Origin of the sequence: Wolbachia endosymbiont (group A) of Apoderus coryli (genome assembly GCF_947251615.1) — a bacterium.
In the GTDB taxonomy this organism is placed as follows: Bacteria; Pseudomonadota; Alphaproteobacteria; order Rickettsiales; family Anaplasmataceae; genus Wolbachia.
This window is the reverse complement of record NZ_OX366367.1, coordinates 374,159-393,605: the sequence shown is the minus strand read 5'-3', so window position 1 is coordinate 393,605 and position 19,447 is coordinate 374,159. Positions and strand designations below refer to the sequence as shown.

At 33.4% G+C, this 19,447-nt stretch carries 9 protein-coding genes and 2 pseudogenes; 9 read left to right on the top strand and 2 right to left on the bottom strand.

What is annotated here, in order from left to right:
- Window positions 1-4 precede the first annotated feature (4 nt).
- Window positions 5-9,577, top strand: coding sequence for an ankyrin repeat domain-containing protein (locus OPR43_RS02110; RefSeq protein ID WP_265035252.1), 9,573 nt, complete (start codon window positions 5-7; stop codon window positions 9,575-9,577).
- Between the two features lie 333 nt (window positions 9,578-9,910).
- Here OPR43_RS02110 and OPR43_RS02105 read toward each other — a convergent pair whose 3' ends face one another.
- On the bottom strand, window positions 9,911-10,804 hold the full coding sequence (locus OPR43_RS02105) for an Rpn family recombination-promoting nuclease/putative transposase (protein ID WP_265035251.1): 894 nt from the start codon (window positions 10,802-10,804) through the stop codon (window positions 9,911-9,913).
- A 638-nt stretch (window positions 10,805-11,442) separates the two neighbouring features.
- Here OPR43_RS02105 and OPR43_RS02100 point away from each other — a divergent pair.
- A pseudogene (locus OPR43_RS02100) lies at window positions 11,443-11,922 on the top strand (IS110 family transposase); the annotation flags it as partial.
- A 6-nt stretch (window positions 11,923-11,928) separates the two neighbouring features.
- Here OPR43_RS02100 and OPR43_RS02095 read toward each other — a convergent pair.
- Window positions 11,929-12,720 (bottom strand): IS5 family transposase, encoded by a 792-nt coding sequence (locus OPR43_RS02095; protein ID WP_265035249.1) that lies wholly within the window; start codon window positions 12,718-12,720, stop codon window positions 11,929-11,931.
- 58 nt (window positions 12,721-12,778) lie between these two features.
- Here OPR43_RS02095 and OPR43_RS02090 point away from each other — a divergent pair.
- From OPR43_RS02090 to OPR43_RS02060, 7 genes and pseudogenes are all read left to right on the top strand, one after another.
- Window positions 12,779-13,276: pseudogene (locus OPR43_RS02090) on the top strand (transposase); the annotation flags it as partial.
- Window positions 13,277-13,393: 117 nt separating this feature from the next.
- On the top strand, window positions 13,394-13,543 hold the full coding sequence (locus OPR43_RS02085; RefSeq protein ID WP_265035247.1) for a helix-turn-helix domain-containing protein: 150 nt from the start codon (window positions 13,394-13,396) through the stop codon (window positions 13,541-13,543).
- 473 nt (window positions 13,544-14,016) lie between these two features.
- Entirely contained in the window at window positions 14,017-14,673 is a 657-nt protein-coding gene (locus OPR43_RS02080; protein ID WP_265035245.1) for a JAB domain-containing protein, read from the top strand.
- 99 nt (window positions 14,674-14,772) lie between these two features.
- The gene (locus tag OPR43_RS02075) at window positions 14,773-15,969 is read left to right on the top strand and encodes a hypothetical protein (RefSeq protein ID WP_265035244.1); all 1,197 of its coding nucleotides are present in this window, start codon (window positions 14,773-14,775) and stop codon (window positions 15,967-15,969) included.
- A gap of 96 nt (window positions 15,970-16,065) precedes the next feature.
- Window positions 16,066-16,980 carry a WO male-killing family protein Wmk gene (gene wmk, locus OPR43_RS02070; RefSeq protein WP_265035243.1) on the top strand — a complete coding sequence of 305 codons (915 nt, stop codon included), beginning with the start codon at window positions 16,066-16,068 and terminating at the stop codon, window positions 16,978-16,980.
- Between the two features lie 50 nt (window positions 16,981-17,030).
- Window positions 17,031-17,942, top strand: coding sequence for a WO male-killing family protein Wmk (gene wmk / locus OPR43_RS02065; RefSeq protein WP_265035242.1), 912 nt, complete (start codon window positions 17,031-17,033; stop codon window positions 17,940-17,942).
- Window positions 17,943-18,416: 474 nt separating this feature from the next.
- The gene (locus tag OPR43_RS02060) at window positions 18,417-19,322 is read left to right on the top strand and encodes a DMT family transporter (RefSeq protein ID WP_265035241.1); all 906 of its coding nucleotides are present in this window, start codon (window positions 18,417-18,419) and stop codon (window positions 19,320-19,322) included.
- Window positions 19,323-19,447: the final 125 nt, after the last annotated feature.

The following is a 19,447-nucleotide window of genomic DNA, read 5'->3' as shown; positions in this document are numbered from 1 at the left end:
TTATATGCCTAAAAGAAAACAAGGAGAAGTAGATAATCAAGGAGTGCAAGATTTTGAATTAATAGAGCTACTAATTCGAGAGTCAGTAAAAGCTGGCCCAAGTACTTCAGCCCCAAAAGGGAGTGATTTTGAATCTTTCCAAGCAAGGTTTCAATCTTATGTTGATCAGGTTCCATCGTATTTACATTCAGTAGGTAAAGAAGGATTTTTTCCTCATTTCTTTTTAGGAAGTTTTTCTACTTTGATAGACACAGAAATTGCAGCAAAGCTGAACATTGAGAAAATATATTTTAGTTTTGACAGTTCAAAGACTCTAAAAGTAGCTGTTATTAAAAAAGGAGAAATCAAAAGCCCAGAAGATGCTGCTGATAAAGTAAGGCTCTTTGTTATTGCAGAATCTGGTAGCACAAAGAAAAAGTTTAGCTACGGTGAGCTAGATAAAATATTAGGCAATACTAAAGTTGCCAGGAATGATGTTGTGAGGCTAGCTAGAGATCAAGGTAAGCTAGGTGTGAGATTGGTAGAAATTGCTAAAGAAAAAGATGCCAAAGGGAAAATGGCAGGAATATCTGTTAATGTAGAAAGTAATAAATTGGACAATGATGCTTCTACAACACATGAGTTTAAGGAAATAAAAAAGGGGTTATGGAGTAATCCAGAAAATGATATAGCAAAGCTGACTAATTCGAATGCAGGAAAAGTAAAGGAATCTGTTGAAGAAATTTTTAAAAAAGTCAGTAGAATTCACTCTGAATATGGGAATTCACTTACCTATGCTCAAGGGACAAGAGAAGCAGCACATCATGGATTTGTAGCAGGAGCTTTAGTGAATTTTCGCTATAGACATAATCTTAGGGTTTACTTAGAGCAATTTGCAGGAAGAGGTTACGCTGATATTGTTCTAGTGCCTCGTGGTAAGGAAAGATCATTGAATGCTGTCCCAATTATTATTGAATTAAAAGCAGGAACAGCTGCTGGTACAACACTAGGTAGTGCATTAGAGCAAGCAAAGGATTATGCAAAAGGTTTTCAGCCAAACACAATGCGTGTTTTAACCGTTTCAGATAATGTGTTATGTGTAGGGTTAAATTTGGATTCAACTGAAGGTGAAAAGTTTTCAATGCATATATCGCCTCGTGAAGACAGAGAAATTGCTCTACCTACAATGCAGGCACTTTTGAAAGAAGCTTCCGATTGGAATGGAAGAGAAGAGGCAATTACTGATATAACAGAAAAGATAAAACAGCCACTAGAACGTATTTATCACACATTTCCTGGTACGCCAGAGAAAGGGGGTAATTACTTTAGTAGATTTCTATTAGGGCAACTTCTTCTTGCTGATAAGTTTGTAGATATTGATTTAGAGAAATCCGTATTTTTATATAATGAGTACCCACTTGCTTCTTCTACAAGATCTGGTACACAATCAACTGAAAGGCCTGTGACAACATTTATGCTGACTAAAGGAAATCAAGGACAGGATAAAGAGGTGTTTATTTTTCATATTAGAGAAGGAGGAAAAGGAGAGTTTAGTGAGAAAAAGATACCTATTAATCTACCAAAAGTTGGTAAAATAACAGAAGTATGTATAAGTTTACAAGAGGAAAGAAAACCAGATTTTTTTGATATAAAAAAGATTGATAGATATAATTCTTTGAATGAGTATAAAGGGGGAAAAGAATCTTTTAATGGAGAATGGAAAAACATTCCTTATCCTGCCGAGTTAAAGGAAAAATTTGATGCAGTACTAGAGTCTCAGCTTGCTTCTTCACAAGATCGATCTCAATCAATAGGCAAGTATAAGGAGTTATTTGGAAAATTAGGTGAGGCAATGCTACCTTTTAAATTTCTAATAGAAAAAGAAGCGCATACTCAAGCTGTATTTCATGGAGCATTCAGCCACTATAGTGATATAAAGTTAGGAGAGTCACAAGAAAACAGAGCATTAGTATTAACAGAGTTTCAAACTGGAAGGGGAAAACGTATTGATATGGTCGTACATGGTATTAAGTTTGCAAATCAAGCTAGCAGTGCTAAAGAATATGATCCTGTGGGATTAGAACTTAAAGGGCCAAGAGAAGGTAAAACAGCTAATGCATTAAAGGATGAGGCAAATAGCCAAATAACTGATGAGTATAAGAAAGGTGTTACTTATAAAACGCTTACAGATGGGAATGAAGTGGCTTTTATGGGTGTTGTTTTTGATAAGAAAGCTAAAGATGCAAATTCACTTATTCTAGCAAGCAAAGATGAGTTTGCTTCTGTTAAGGTAGTTCATAGTTCTATCTTTAGTATTAGTCAGCAGCAATGTTCTAAAGGAAGGAGAACACGTAGTATAGGCATGGCCTGCATAGATTCACGTGATGAGGAAGGTATTACAAAGGAAGAAAAGGAAAAACGTGTCAAAGAGTTGTTTGATGCTGATAAGGTAGTGAAGAAAGCAAAGGATATTGAGTTTTATAATCAGCTTTTCAAGATTTCTCAACAGGTATCTAAAGGTGAAGCTATAGATCCAAATATTAAAAAGGCTCTTGTAACAAAAGTTAAAAACGTAGTTTTTTTAAATTCAATGGATACAGAGATTGAGGGTATTGTAGGAGAGAACAAGGAAAATATTGAAGCTTTAAAAACCTTTACACAGATTGATAAATATTTATCCGATAATTTAGACGTTGTTAGTAAGGTATTGGGTGAGAGTTCAAGTTATTTTTTACAGATATGCAAGATTGATCTGTTGAAGATTGTTTTACCTCTAATTAAAGATGAGAATTTTAAAAATCTTCTGATTAATAACCCAGAAAAATTGACAAAAGACGCAGAATTATTAAATGATATCTTTACAGAAATTAGTGAGAAAGTCTCTACGAAATATAGCCATTCACAGCAACTACAAGATGCTGATTTTGAAAATTTGAAGGATGAAATCGATCAAGAGATCTTTAGTAAACAACGTGAAAGAGTTAATCAAATTGCTACTTTAGATGTAAATAAGAGTAGTTTGCTAAATCATGTACTTGAATCTATGAAATTGAGTAAAGTACTACTATCAATGAATCAACAAGAGATTAATAAAAACTTACAAAAGATGGTGTGTTATAATACACTAATTGATCTTGGAATACTTGTTAGTGATCATAGGAATTATGTTCAGACAAATAATCTAGGTAATTTATATTCTCTAGCAGATAGAGTTTGCAGCAGCCAATTATTAAGCATAGCTCATGGTTTGCACAGCTTAAGAGACGAAATTGATATCAATTATAGTAAATTTAGTGATGCAGTAATGAAGAATTACTTCAGTGATGATAATATTATGGATTTCAATATTGAAATTGAGGCTTACGACAAGGAAATTGTTACTAAAGAAATTATAACTATAGGTCATGATCAAGTGTTTGATGAGATAGGTAATGCTGATAGGACTGATGTATATGTAAAAGTAAAAGATAACAATGGTAATGATAAAAAATTGATAATAGGTGATATTATAGAAATGAAGAATGCAGAAAGATATTTTGTAGATGATTATAGTGATGGTATTGAGATCTTAGTAAAAGTAGGCAGAAATAAAGATCACGTTATAACAGAAAAAATGGAAGGACAAGATATTGAATATTATTTAAACATTAATGGTTATAAAGTAAAACTTGATAATATAATTAAAGATTTTACTACAGATGTAGAGGGAGAGGCAATTCTTGATAAATTACATCAATTATCAAGTAATAAACAGTTATTAGAGAATAAAAAATACATTGAAGATATAGGTGATGTTCAAGGTATTGAAACTGATCAAGGTTACAATGATATTGTAGAGGAAATTAAACAGAACTTGTTAGCAAAAGGTGTTAGGGAAGATATTTTTGACAGATTTAAAAGTCATTTTGATGATCTTGGTGGAAAAGTTTTTGTAGATTACATTAGTAATGTAGAAAGCAGTCTTAATGAAAAAGGAATTACATTTGATCGTAATAAATTTGATTCAGCAAAAATCAAAGGGGCGAAAGGTGGAAAGTTTTTCTCCATGATGGCTATATATGACTTGCTCGATAGTATAGGTGATACAGCAACGCTTGGACGGTATGATAATGATGCTCTAAAGCAGGTGTTTGGTATCAACGGTATACTTGATGCTATGGATGATGTTAGAACCAGCGTAAGTATTTCTCCTAATAGTAAAGTAGGAGGATTGATTAACAAAATACCACAACCTGTACGCCAAGCTTTTGTTAAGATTATCAATAATCCTGTAGTTCAAAGTATTACATTTGCGACTATCGCTTATCAATTTGGATATAGTGTAGATGAAATAGTTCAAGGTAATCATCATCCATTAAATTATTATTGGACAGCTAGTAGTGGTGTAAAATTAACAAGCATGAGTATAAGGCCTGTAAGTGCAGGAGTTAGTTTCGCAGTAAAAAGTGTAAGTACTGCTACTAAGATTTTAAGAAGGTTATCTGCTGCAGGCAAAGTTTTAGGTAGGATGTCAGTATTTACTATGGTTCCTGATATTGTGTTTTCATTACATCAACTCTTGTACAGTAGAACAATGGAAGCGCAAGCAATAGCAGCACAAATTCCCATATCTAATATCGATCGTACTAAAATATTTTTTTCAAATTCTGAAAAAGTAATATACGAAGACTATATAAGGATAAAGAGTTATTTGAATACTGTGAAAAGCAATGCCATAAGTTACCTTAATTCTGATCCTAATATAGTTGCAGTTGTGCAGTATGTTACTAGTATTGAAGAAAAATATAGTGAGATCATTAAAACCATTGAGAAAAAACATGTATGTGTTGGGAAGGGACTCGGTTGTTCAGATCAGTGGACATGTGAGTTAGAAAAAAGATATGAGAGTATCTCTTTCAATAAGGTTAATATAACTTCTAATGTAAAGGATGATTTATCTTCATTAAATATATCTAGACCTCTTGACTTAGAATTTTATCAGCTGGATGACATAGGTGCTACAAGATTTAAGAGTATTAAAAAATATGAAGAGTTTCTTGCAAAACAAGAAAAGAAAAAAGTTTATTTGATTAGTAAAGAGGCAAAATATCTTCCCCATATAACTCAAGACGAGCACAATAGTGGGTTAAGAGTCGTAATGGCCCCATCAGGACATTTAATACCACAACATCAATGTAGTGGCATAATTAATGAAGAACGTATATTCCGGCCCTACGCTTTGGATAAGGTATATATGCCTTGCAATGCTGGCAAAACCTATAGAAATTGTCAAGAGAGCTTTACTCTCTCTGGTGAACCTTTTATTTTTACTAGTCCAACAAGAAAAGATCCTAGTAATACAAAAAAGCAAACCTTTCCTAAAGGATCAGTATTATATATTTCAGGACCAAAAACATTAACAGCAGCTGCAAATTACCCAGCAGTAATGTATATCCCAGATGGTAATGTAAATTATGTTGGTTCAAAAAATAAGGAAACTATCTTTGTTATTGGCAATTCTATATCTGGTACTCTCAAAGGCGGAACAAAAAAAGAAAATACTCTAGTAATGAATGCTAAAGCCAATAGTGTTATTGCTGATTTGCACAATGGAACCATATATTATGGTAATAGCAATAACAATGGAATAAGATTGGTTAACACATATAACTACGTATCTAATTCTGACAGCAAGCAAAATGTTACTACTCACTGTGAAACAAGATTTATTAATGTAAAAAATGCAGAAGTCCGGCAGAATTCATTTAACTGCACAGACAAAGATTATGAAGTTAGAGTAGTTAACAAAGAAAATGTGCATCACAGGGGATCAAAGCAAACAATATTTGTTGTTAATAAAAACAGTGATAATGCTAGGATAGTAAGTGATTTAGGTAGTACAGGAAAAATAAAAGGAAATATTGACGTAATAAGGGTTCAAGTTGCTAATATCACACAGTGGGGAATAAGTGAAGATATAGAAAAGGTCGGCTATAGCTTAGATCTTTTAGCTAATGATACACAAAGTATTGTTTCAAGTACTAAAATCGATGATTTTAAAAATCTAATAATTCAAGTAAACTGTAGTGGAGTAACAGAATCTGTTGCAATACAAGACAAGTCTTTGTTTGATACAGTGGAGGATATTAGGTATCAAAAGTTGAAAAATTCAGGTAATGATATTAGTGGAGAAGTCATACAAAATAGTGAAAAAAAGTTAAAAGCATTTATACAAGCAAGTATTCTAGATCAAGAATTACTTGATACTTATCAAATTGCAAAAGATATTGCTAGTAAGAATAATTTCGACATACCAATATCTCAAATAGAAGTCACTAAAAACCATGTGGGAATACCTAGTGAAAAAGTGATAATTGCAGGCATGTACTCAGGTCAGGTAATTGTTGATTTTAGCCCCAGTGGTTCTAATATAGCAAACAGTTATCAGGAATATCGTGGAAACGGAGGAGAGCTTAATTATAATAACTATATTATGGCGTGTAGCCATCCTCAGGATGTGACAGTGGAAGGAGGAAATTTTCAACATAAGTATATCATCAAGCTACCAGAATATGATCATGAATTAAGCAGGGAAATTTCATCATCGCCGATAAGGCTCAATCTAAAAATAAAAAACAAAGTAATACCTTATCAAAGTATACCTTACGATATTATCGATTTTGCTGAGTTGAATGTAACAGATATTGATAGTATAGGTATAGAAGAAGGTGAAAGGAGTTATATAAATGAATGTTATAACCAATCAATCTCTGACCTTACAGAGGACAGTTTAGAAATACAAGATATTACAATATTTGATATTAAGGGTACTAAATGGTCTTTATCCATTGGTTTAGTTGATTATTTTCAAAATCCAGAGAATCAACAAATTGTATTACAAATGAATAATGAGCTTTATAAAATTGATAGTACAAACTTAAGGCTTGAGCATGTAGAAATGAACCCGGACTCTTTCAGATACTATCAACCAGAGGAACAAGGGTTACAGATTTATCATAATCAACCTATCGATAAGAATGATATTGGTTTGGTTGATTTTAGAGATAAGTCTATATTGGATTTTGATACCGAGATTACTGATGATAGTTTAGTGTTATCACATAAGAATCATACCTTAGCGAAAGTAGAAAATTGGAATACCTATCAACCAGCAAGGGAAATGATATTTGCTTTTAATGATGCAATAGTTTCTAACTCAAAGTGTATAGCTTCTATTTGTAACTCAGAAGATATTATAGTGGAATTTAATAAAGAGAAAGAGCAAAAAAAATTGGATAAAGAATTGTCATATGCAGTACAAGATGGTGATTTTAATAAAGTTCAAGGTCTTGTAAATCGAGGTGCTAACGTTAATGCTAAAGATAAAGATGGTAAAACCCCTCTACATTATGCTTCACAGTCTTTTCATCATTTAGATATTGTGAAGTATCTTATAAGTAAAGGTGCTGATATTGATGTTAAAGATAACAGTGGTAGCACTCCTGAAGATGAGGAGCATTATACTAATTCTAATACAATGAGGCAAGTTTTTATGCAAGCACACTTAGATAAAGAATTGTTACTTACTGTAAAAAATGAAAAGGATCTCAAGACAATTAATGATCTTATTGCTAAAGATATTGACGACAGAACGCATGGCGGGTTTTATTATACCTGGAGTGGTAACTTAGGCACAGTAGAGTTTCTTGTTAGTAAAGATGTGAGTGTTAATGCGACTGATAAATATGGCTGCACATTACTACACTGGTCTGCATTGAAAGGTCATTCAGATATTGCTAAGTTTTTAGTTGATAAGGGAGCTAATATGAATGCTAAGGATGTACTTGGCAGGACTCCTATGCACTTTGCTGTTATGAATAATCACAAGGATATTCAAGATGTATATGGTAGAGGTCTTACATACACTACTGCTGAGAGCAATGATGAAGAGATTGTACAACTTTTTCTTATGAAAGGAGCAAGTATTAATGAGGTTGATAAAAATGGTGAGACACCACTACACTTAGCTTCTTGGGGTGGTCATTTCGATATATTGCAGGATCTTATAAATAATGGGGCTAATATTGGTGCTAAAGATAGTAGTGGCAAAACATCGCTAGATATTGCTAGAGATAAGGGACATAATAATCTTGTACAGTACTTACAACAAACACAATTAACCCTAGATAAACAGTTATTAATCGCAATAGGAAATAGTGATCTTAATAAAGTTAGAGGTCTTGTTGCTCAGGGTGCTAACATTGATACCAATGACAAAAACGGTAATACACTACTGTATTCAGCTGCTGAAATCGGTGATTTAAACCTAGTTAAACTTCTTCTTGATAACGGTGCTAATATTGAAGCTAAAAACGGAGAATATCAAGCAACTCCATTGCATGGAGCGGTTGAAAACTACAGGATAGATGTAGTCAAATTACTTCTTAATCGTGGTGCAAATGTTAACGCTGAAGACAAAGACAATTGGACACCTTTACATTATGCTGCTGATACCAACAGCCTTGATATAGTAAAAGTTCTTGTCGATGCTCATGCTAATCTTGATGCTAGGAGTGATTACGGCAAGGCACCGCTAGATATTGCTAAAGATAAAGGGCATAGTAGTATTGTGAACTATTTAAAAGAAAGACTCGAGGAAGAAAGATCTGCACGACGTGAACGCCGTCATTTGCCAAGTGAATCCCTAAATTCAGTAGCAAGTAGTGGCACAAGATCATCTTCATGGATAAATGGTTTGTGTGGTTGGGCAAAAGAAAAAGGTGGTAAATTGGCATCAGATTTAGTAAATGGGTTATACAGAGGTACAGCTAAAGAATTAAAAGATTCTAAACTTACAGATATTCAAATGGACTCAAGCAATCAATGGAAATCAAAACAGCCTCGCTATGATCAAGCACAAGAGATGGAATTTCAATATATGTCAAAGTATGATGCTCGTAAAAGTAATGATAAGAATGCCAGTGCCTACAGCAAAAAACGTGGCAATGACAGGCAAACAAAACAACAATATGGAAGCAAAATGGGCAATGAGCAAAGTGTTAATCAATCGAGAGTTGCAGGTAATGAAAAACAGCAGAAGTTAGGAGTTTTACATAATGGACCAAAACCTACTTTATCTCACCATAGCAATAAAAATCATAGTTACTTTGATGGTCAACCTAAAAAAATTAGTGAAAGAAAGGAACACATAGTAAATTATAAACGGTGTGATGACAGCTCCTATAAACATAGTAACCAACACAAACCAACGATTAGTGCAAACAATAAATGGTCTGAAAGGATTAGTAATGAAAGAATAGATAGTAGAAAAATGATAGGTGGTGCAAATCAAAAACAACAAGGTTTTCATCAAAACCAGCAAAGTTCTCATAGTTCTAAACATGCGCATTTAACAAGAGCTACGGCGCAAGTTGATGTACCAAGTACATTGTTTGCATTGAACATGTTGGCCATGAAAGCGACAAATCAGAAATTTAACAATACGCCATTACCTAAGAAAATTCAAAAGGGAATGCTGCATGCTGAAAAAGTTAGAGCTGAGGCTTTAGGAAGAAAAGTTGGAGAAAGAATTGAAGGTACTTTATGGTTTACCAAATAAGTAAAAAAGGATGTCACTCTTTTAACTCTTCAATTTTATCAGAAGGGAGATCAGTAGCAAGTTTGAGGGTTATAGATAGATAAAGTAGAAATTAGAGGTACAAGACTGAGATTAGGAAATAAGTGGTAATGTACTCTCTATGTTAACTTACAGTATGTATTTTTGATATGGAAGGCTGAATAGGAGGGTTTCGTTATGATAGTAATCTATGTAATTCTATGTGTAATCTTTATAGCTATTTTAGATAGTTCACTAGACTCTTGATTAAGGGTATGTCTAACTTAGGAAAGATTTTCATAAATGTTGAAAAGTGAAGTGAATAGGCTGGAATATTTATGCTTTTTCCCTGAGTTGTAAAATTTCAGAATGAGAGAGGCCGGTAATTTGAGCTATAACATCAATAGAGACACCGGCCTTGAGTGAGTTTTTGGCTGCTTCGATTTTTTCTTCTTGTCTACCTTCTTGTCTACCTTCTAGTCTACCTTTTTGAGTGGCATCATCGAGTTTTTGAGCAAGGACAGCCTGTTCATCACGAATACGCTTGATCTCTTGTTCATAGGCTATAAATTCTTTTTCTGACCAGTTGAACCTATTTAGTTCTTCATATGCTCTTTTAATTATTAGATCACTTCCTATTATTCTTTCTAGCTCTTCTTCACTAGTTTCGTCTGCATATCTAAAGAAGTAGACCCATTTTTCAACTATACTCGAAAGCTGATCTTCTTTGGTTTTTGGAAACTTAGGCAACTCAATAAATATAAAGTAAAAATCTTTTAGATCATGCTCATTAGTATTTTCATCACGAATAGTATGCTTTGATTTGTACTCAGACTTATCAGGAAACAGTATACAATCTGCTATAGCAATAAAGATAATTTCCTTAAGGTCATGATATTGATCACCCTTACTAGCTTGTCTTGAGTAAGCTTTAGCTGCGTAATATTGGGCACGTTTTTCAAAGCCTTTCGTTTTAGCAACCTGCATTTCGACTATCACTTGTAACCCATTTTCATCTCTACAAAGAACATCGACAATGCTTTGTTTTTTAGAAGCAATATCAGGGTCTTGAATAGTACTTAAGAACTCTATATCCTTTATTGCACTTTTGCCAGTGAAGCCAAGAATATCATTGAGGAAGTGAATAAGAATGTCCTTATTTTTTTCAGTGCCGAAAATGCGCTTGAACGATATATCATTCTTAGGATCGAGAAACTTGGAAAGAGCCATAGGAAATCCACTTAAAAAGCATTAATAATTATACACAATTCTGAAGAAATATTCAACTTTTTTATGCTGAGGTCTATTAAAGTGGTAAATTTAGCTAAATTTCAAGAGTTGGCAAAAAACTACCTTCATAGATGGCCCTAGAATGCTACTACGCACCTTAGATGTCTTTTGTAGGTCTTTTTATAAGCTGCGCTATAAAGTACCTTAAAAGCCCGGCAAATGAATTCATGGATTTAGGAGCTTATAAAGAGCTTTAAAAACACTTGTTTTTGGTGTGAGAGGTTAACCTCCTAATAAAAACACGAGCCCAAAAGCTCAATTACGATTTACCTAACATCGTGAGGACAGGTTCATTAACCTCCCACACCTTTACATGATAAAGATCTTGAAGCTTAATGTCAACATTTCAGTAGCAAATTATAAGTTAAAAATATGATATAAAAGAAACAAGAGAGAAGGTAACCCTACTCACTATAGGAATAGAGTTATAAGGGCGTGTGCGACCGATAGCAAATTGGGTTTACAACCGTATAAATCAAGGTACGCTAGCCCTATCTCTCGATACGTTTGAATAGTTGCATGGGACATATGTATGCACCCGTTTACAATCTTAAATTAATAAAACTATCGAGGTTATAATGGTTAGATCATATCAAAATTTTATTGGTATTGACATCGGAAAATTCAAGAATGTTGTTGCAGTTCACAAGCAGAAGAATGCTGTTGAATTTGACAATAATACTTCTGGTTGGCAACAATTGTGTCAAAAGTTCTCAGATATCTTACCTAATTCTTTAGTGACTTTAGAAAATACAGGAAAATATGAGCTTGGTTTGTCACATTTTCTTATTGACAAGAATATCACCGTACATCGAGCTAATACCCGTAAAGTAAAAAGTTTTATTTTATCTCACGGAACTTTAGCAAAATCCGATAAATCAGATGCAAGAGCTCTTGCTCAATATGGATTTGAACGCCATAGAACTCTCTCTCTATTTGTACCTACTTCTGAAAAACAATCAACCTTGGTTGCACTTTGTCAACGTCGTGATGACATCACGCAAATGAGAACTCAGGAAAAATGTAGACTGGAAGCACCTGAAAACGACCATATAAGAGCCTGTTCATAATCTTTTTAGAAGCAAAGCAGTGAAAGCCAGAACGACCATTTGTAGGCTGGTATTGAGTTTTCGCTCACAATTTTTCCACAATCTTCTACATTTTTCTAACCAAGCAAAAGATCTCTCAACAACCCATCTTTTCGGCAATACAGCAAAGGTGTGTAATTCGCTCCGCTTTACTACTTCAACAGTTGCACCAATAATATCTTTTATCTGAGTTGCAAAATTCTCTCCTGTATAGCCTGCATCAACCAGTATATTTTTTACTCCAGAGAGGTTTTCTTTTGCATTATCGACCATCTTCACAGCACTGCTGCGATCAGTTGTTCCTGCAGTTGTTACATAAATTGCATGTGGTAAACCTTGAGTATCAACTGCTATATGGAGTTTTATTCCTGAAATCTTTTTACCTGCATCATAGCCTTTTTCTTCAGCAGTATCTGTATTTTTAACACTTTGAGCATCAATTATGCAGAAGCTAGTTTTTTCTTTCCGACCATTGTTTTGTCGGACCACGCCAATTATTTTTTTTAATACACGCTCCAAAATACTTTCTTTATTTCCGTTTGGTTTTTCACTCCACTTTTTAAAATAGTCATAACAATTGCGCCATTTTGGAAACTCTTTTGGCAGCATTCGCCATTGACAGCCACTTTTTAGCACATAAAGCACACCGCAAAATAACTCATATAAATCCAGCCTTCTTGGCTTTGTTTTCTTTCGCACGCTTTCTAAAATTAGTCTAATCTTTTCGAATTTTTCACAACTTATGTCACTTGGATATGTATTCCTCATAGTTTACCTCATATCAACTATACCTCATCTTACCATATTCAGAGATCGCGTACAGGCTCTAAGAGAAAGTTGTCAAAAAACTATTGAATTTTTTAATGGCCAAATAGATGAACTAAATAATACTATACAAAGAATCATTGATGAAAGTCATGAGTTACAAGAACATCAAAAAATCCTTAAAACAGTTCCTGGAATAGGTAAAAAGTTATCACAAGATTTTCTGTGTTTAATACCGGAGCTTGGTTACTTAAACAGAAGGGAAGTAGCAAGTCTTGCTGGAGTTGCACCTCATCCTAGGGAAAGTGGTAAAGCTGTTGGTTATCGAAGGATTATAGGTGGTAGAAGTAATGTCCGTAAAAAGCTTTTTACAGCTGCCATGTCTGCTGCAAGGTCCAAATCTGTACTTGGTGCCTTTTATTCTAAGCTTGTTGAAAGTGGTAAGAAGAAAATGGTAGCTATAACAGCTCTAATGCGGAAAATCATAGTAATTGCTAATGCAAGACTTAAAGAAGCAATTAATTTGCATACTCTCACAACGGTGACTGAAATTGGCTAATGAATATGTGCGTCTACACAGACTTAAAGCACATATTCATTAGCTAAACAGAAATTATTATGGCAGCTGTTTGATATAAAATTTTATTTCTATGACACACGGGTTTTTATTGTCCACATGATTGAACAAAGTTACAGAATTACACAAATAAAAAATTTTTTAAAAAACATAGTTGATGGAAGAGGCTATACGCAAGAAGAATTAGCAAAAAAGCTTAATATAGGACCCTCACAGATACATCACTACGAGCAAGACGATTTTAAGTGAAAGGTTATGGGAAATAGCAAGAAGTGGATGTTGAAGATTTGATAAAGGAATATAAAGAAAATGATTGCAAAGATGGTGAAGCAGAAAATGAATTATTAAGTTGGGCAATAGAAAAATTGATAATCAAGAATCACTAGATGAACTGAATATATGGGTAGAATTTTTATTGCAAAGAAAGCAAATTTACAAAGAGAAAAGTAGAGAAAATGAAAGTTGCAAATAATTTACTCAAGTTAGGTTTTTCTATTGATGTTATTTCTAAAATAGTAACAACTTCTTTTAAATAAAAAATTAATTTTCAATTAGATAAAATAAGCATCTGTTAGTATCTTAATTTTTTGATGAAAAAATAAGTAAAAAAGATTGAGAAATTGATTTGACTTCACTCAAAAGTTATGGCTCTATGCCAATGCTGATAAAAAAACAGCAGTAAATATTTAAAAAAAGTTTGTTGTTAGTGAAGGGTAAATTATATGAATAAAAGTAAAGAGGAAATAGAGTTCAGAATATTAGAAAGCAAAGGCAAAGCATTACTTGATCGTGAAATAATGGAAACGTTTTTAAGTGCAGTACATGAAAGGCCACAGGCTCAAGAAATTGCTAAAAATCTGGTGAATACTTATATGGGAGTAGGAAGGATTTTAGGTCGAGAAATGGATGACCTGAAAGTTATAGAAGGAGTGACTGATTCTGCAGTAGCAATGATTATGTGTGTTAAGGAAACACTAGAAAGGGTACTGAAAGAAAAGCTTAAGAGTGAGCCAATAATGGACTTACAAGGGCTAGTAGAATATTTGAACGTAAGTATAGGTCATGCAGAGAGGGAATGTGTAAAAATATTGTATTTGAATAAAAGGCGCCAATTAATCGGAGAAGAATCGTATATTGGTGAAATGGAAAAAGCACCAGTATACATAAAGGAAATTACAAGAAAAGCATTAATAAAAAATGCAACATTAGTAATAATGTCACATAACCATCCTGGAGGGAGTTTAGAACCATCAGAAGAAGATCAAGAAGTAACGAAGAGCTTAGCGGCAGCATGTAGTACTGTAAGCGTTAGATTATTTGATCACATTATCATCACAAGTACGGGCTATTTTAGCTTTCGAGAAAACGGATTGTTATAGCAGAAAGTATTTGCAAATCTACTCACTATAATTTATAATGAGTAGTAGAGTGTATAACAACTATACACTTAGAAAGTATTTTTAATAGCGGAGGCTAATATGGGTAATAAAATAATTGTACCTTTTGATGACAAAAAAGGAAGCATCTACGAATTAAACGTTGATCTTGATAGATTATCAAAAGGTGAGATGTTAAATGCTATTGTAGGAATTGGTCGTACTAGCCAGCAGCCTACCTTTGTAAGCAAAATTAATAAGGCTAAAAAGTCTCAAGAAATAGCACCTTTCCCTGGTAGAGAAGTTCGCGAAAACAAAATCAACTATGGGAAAGGACTTGACTACATATATGGCACAAAACCTTTAAATGATCAAGCAGAAGATTTAAATCCATTTACTTCAGCTTTGCAAAAAATAAAGCCAAGTATAAGCGAAAGCGAAAAGTTGAGCTGGTTTAAGAGTGCTGTGGTAAGAGCAAAAAGTCCAAATGAACTGCACAAGGCTGTAGACCAAGTACTAACTTCTGGAGCAAGGCTAAATGCATGTAATGATGGCGAATGGAGTTTTGCAGAATATGTAGTATTAGGTACACATTTTCACAAATTAGAAAAAAGTGATCGTAAAAAGCTAATACGAAAATTAATGCTAAGCGGTGCAGAGTTTCATGATACTCTACTACAGAATAAACTGATAGGTGAAATCTATGATGAGCTACAACCAGAAGTTCAACCACAGATAGATAAGCAACTAGAAGAACTAGAGAAAGCTGGCGAAAGTGCTGTTCAGGAAGGATCCTTAATAGATTTCGAGATAGACAATACAACATCATATATAGAATTTTCTGATGATAGCAAGGTAGAGGTAGCCAAAATACTGAGAGAGTTAGGAAGTAATATTTTAAAAATTGGCAATGATGCAGTTGAAGTTAAAAGTGAGAAGGGAGGTATAAGAAACTATACTGATATGTCAGATGGAAGATCCATTATATTGGAATTTCCTACAAGCGTTGGTAAGCTAAATATTATATTGTACCATGATGTAGAAAAATATGATCAAGTACAAGTCAGAGTAGAAAACAAGGAAATGTGGGCTGAATTACAAAAAATAGGAGAAGAAGTAGGAAAAAATTGCCTTTTCGGGGGAGTAAAACTTAAAGAAGCAGTAGAGAGAGGTAGTTTCACTAGATGTGGCATATGGAGTGAAAAGCATGCTATAAAAGAGATTAGCAATGATGAAGTATTGTCTTCATGGGTAAATAGGGTATGTGGAGGTAGTAAAGAAACCTTTAGGGAACTTTAATGTGTCTACAGTCAACTTTAAGGTTCCAGAGTTTTTTTCTTACCGTTATATCTGGAGCCTTAACAAAATTGAGCTATAGTAGAAAATATTATATGTATGGTTCTTTTAGTGGAAAAAAGTCTAGACTGTGAAGTAGGGGAAAAAGTAAAAAATTGGAGGTTAGAGCGAGGTTATACTCAGAAGGATTTAGCGGAGAAAATTGGTGTAAAGTACTGGGTAATACTGCAATATGAGAAAGGGAACCGTAGAATTTCAATCGAAAGGTTGTATGCTATAGCTGAGGCACTATCAATCAGTATTACCGATCTTATTCCTGTATCAAAAAGCTGTCTTGAAGATGAGGAAGAAGAAATATTAAATCTAGTAAGAGAATATAAAAAGATTAATGATCAGGAGTTACGTAGAATGTTTTGTTTATTAACCCAATTTGTCCAAGTTAGTGAAAAAAGTAGTAGGAAAGCAGAGAAAATAAAGATTGCAAAAGGTTTGGTCAAAGCAGGAATTTCTGTTGACGTTGTTTCGAAAACAATTGGCCTCTTTGCTGATGAATGTGTTGAAGAAAAAACGGGTTCTATCTATTACCAAATAGGAAAAAAGATAAGAGAATGGAGGCTAGTGAGAGAGTATACTCAAAAGGATTTGGCTGAGAAAATGGATACAACACGTGATGAAATAAGCAACTATGAGCAAGGACGTGTAGCTACTCCACTGAGAAAATTATATGAAATAGCGGGGGTGTTATCAATTAACATCATTGACCTACTTGAACTAACAGGAGATAAGATAGAAAATGAGCTACCTGATTTGATTAAAGAATACAAAGAAATTGAGAGCCAAGAACTACGGCATGCACTAATAAAGTCTTTGTTTGAAGGGATACGTATTTGTGAGGAGAAAGTGAGAGAGATAGAAAGGATTAAAGTTGCAAAGGATCTAGTAAAAGGGGGAATTTCTATTGATATTATTTTGCAAGCGGTAGGTTTACCTGTTGATATAGTTTTGGATTGGTAGCTCGTAAAAAAATTATAGTAATAGAGTTCTTTTCTTAAATGGAGGTGTATGTGTTTGTTTCTGCAAGCAATGTTAGTCCTATAAGCTACAAAATAGGGCAAAAAATAGAAAATAGTAGGTTAATGCAAGGGTATAATCAAGTAGAACTAGCAAGTAAAATAGGTTTAACATATCAAGAGGTGAACAGCTATGAGAGTGGCTATAGCGCTATTCCAATTGAAGTATTATATACGATAGCAAAAGAACTATCGGTTAGTGCTATAGATCTGCTACCTGAACTAGTAGTAGTAAGAGAGTATAAAGATGAAGACGAAGAAATACTCTATCTAACAAAAATATACGAGAATCAAAAGTTAGGCAAAATAGTACCTTCATTAGTCAGGTTTGTTCATATTAGCGAAAAAATTAATCAAGAGGAGGCAAGGTTGGAAATAGCAAAAAATCTAGTGAAAGAAGGAGTTTCTACTGATGTTATTTCCCAGGCAACGGGTTTATCTATTTACGAGTATGATAATACAGAGAAAGAAGTCTGCACTAATTCTATATACTACAGAATAGGGCAAAGAATAAGAGAATGGAGGCTAATAAGAAGATATACTCAAAAAGATTTGGCGAATAAAGTTGGTGTAACACTCAAGGAAATACACGAATATGAAAAAGGATATACTGCCATATCATTTGATAAATTATATGAAATAGCAGGGGAATTATCAGTGAATATTAAAGTTCTGCTACCTAAAACAAGGGAAAGCAAAGAGGAAAATAAGCTATTGAGTTTAATGGATGAGTACAGAGAACAAGAATCATTAGTCAAATCTCTATCTGAAGATATGAAAAGTGGCAAGGAAAAAGTTAAAAAAACAGAAAAAATCAAGGTTGCAAAAAATCTAGCAGAGGCAGGTGTTGCAATTGATATTATTGTGCGAGCAAGTGGCCTAACTGCTGATGAGTGTGAAAATTGAATTGTGTTAAAGACGGTACTGAGAAATATTATATTAAGATATGAGTAAAAATAGTTACGTATTTAATACATCTATTCTGAAAATTTGTTTAGCTGACTCAACTGAAGCATTTTCGTAAAGTTTTGCTGCTAATTTGCTTGTTTGATAACTTTCTTTAACGTCTTCACAGCTAACACTGAAAACACATATTGCTAATGCTAGCAGAGAAGCTAGTTGGCACAGCCGTCAGTACTCCCGATTACTTTTCCTGATAATGTGATAGTATTCGCAAGTATTATCATATATCATAAAAAAATCAGTTAGCATTTCTGTTTATTAAAATTATACAATAAAGCTGCATTTTATATAATACTTCTCAAATCATTTCTACTAAATATTTATGAATATGGTTAAACAGTAGATAGAGGAAACCTTGTCTAGTATTGATCTTTTTTATAGTAAAGTTATCTCATAAAATATTAAATTGGGAGTTTTATGGATCACAGACTAAGAGCTTATTTGCTTGGAGTTACCTGGTTTATACTCAGTTTACTTAGTAGTGTAGTTAATGATACTATATCAAAGTGTCTCGGTTTACACCTTCAAAGTTTTGAGATAATCTTTTTCCGTTTTTTATTTAGCACTATTACTCTTATACCTTTTATATTTTACTATGGAATAGGAGTTTGTAAAACAAGTCGAATATCTATTCAAATAACTAGAGGTGCATTGTTGTTTTGTGGAATGACCTTATGGACCTATGGGTTGACTATTTGCCCAATAGTAACTGCAACAATTATAGGTTTCTCAATACCATTATTTGTTATGCTTCTTGCAATTCCTTTTCTGGAAGAAAATATAATTTGGCAAAGATGGGTAGTAGCTGTCATTGGTTTTATTGGTATTGCTATTACTACTAAAGCTTATAGTGAGGATTTTAATCCTAAAATTCTTATTTTTATTGTATCCGCATTAATCTTCGCTATACTAGATGTACTTAATAAGAAGCTTGTAATGAAGGAGACAATAATAAGTATATTATTTTACTCAGCTCTAACAACAACAATTTTTTCCACTCCATCTTTGTTATTTTATTGGCATATGCCTTCCTTGTCAGAATTAATATTACTGCTGATTTTAGGAATAAGTTCAAACCTAATTCTGTTCTTCATGTTAAAAGCTTTTGCTCTTACTGATGCTACTGCACTTGCACCGTATAGATACATAGAGCTAATAATTTCTGCAATAGTAGCATACGTTATATTTAATGAATTACCTGATAAAAGTGCTTTATATGGTACTTTGATATTAATACCATCAACCTTGTTCATAGCTTATTCGGAAGGTAAGGCAATTAAGAAAAATAATGTAACAACAAAAGTGTATGACTCAAATTGTTAATGATGTTTATTTTAGATGCTAAGCTACATTTTTAAGGATTAGGAGTAGTATCTGGTACAATGTAAGCGTCTGACATAAATACTAAGAATTTTTGAAATCAGGAAAAATTCCATTATATGAACCTG

Excerpts from the sequence above, each read along its gene's own strand:
- OPR43_RS02095 (WP_265035249.1), bottom strand. The coding sequence starts at position 12,720 with ATGAGGAATACATATCCAAGTGACATAAGTTGTGAAAAATTCGAAAAG.
- OPR43_RS02110 (WP_265035252.1), top strand. The coding sequence starts at position 5 with ATGCCTAAAAGAAAACAAGGAGAAGTAGATAATCAAGGAGTGCAAGAT.
- OPR43_RS02075 (WP_265035244.1), top strand. The coding sequence starts at position 14,773 with ATGGGTAATAAAATAATTGTACCTTTTGATGACAAAAAAGGAAGCATC.
- OPR43_RS02080 (WP_265035245.1), top strand. The coding sequence starts at position 14,017 with ATGAATAAAAGTAAAGAGGAAATAGAGTTCAGAATATTAGAAAGCAAA.
- OPR43_RS02105 (WP_265035251.1), bottom strand. The coding sequence starts at position 10,804 with ATGGCTCTTTCCAAGTTTCTCGATCCTAAGAATGATATATCGTTCAAG.
- OPR43_RS02060 (WP_265035241.1), top strand. The coding sequence starts at position 18,417 with ATGGATCACAGACTAAGAGCTTATTTGCTTGGAGTTACCTGGTTTATA.
- OPR43_RS02085 (WP_265035247.1), top strand. The coding sequence starts at position 13,394 with ATGATTGAACAAAGTTACAGAATTACACAAATAAAAAATTTTTTAAAA.
- wmk (WP_265035243.1), top strand. The coding sequence starts at position 16,066 with ATGGTTCTTTTAGTGGAAAAAAGTCTAGACTGTGAAGTAGGGGAAAAA.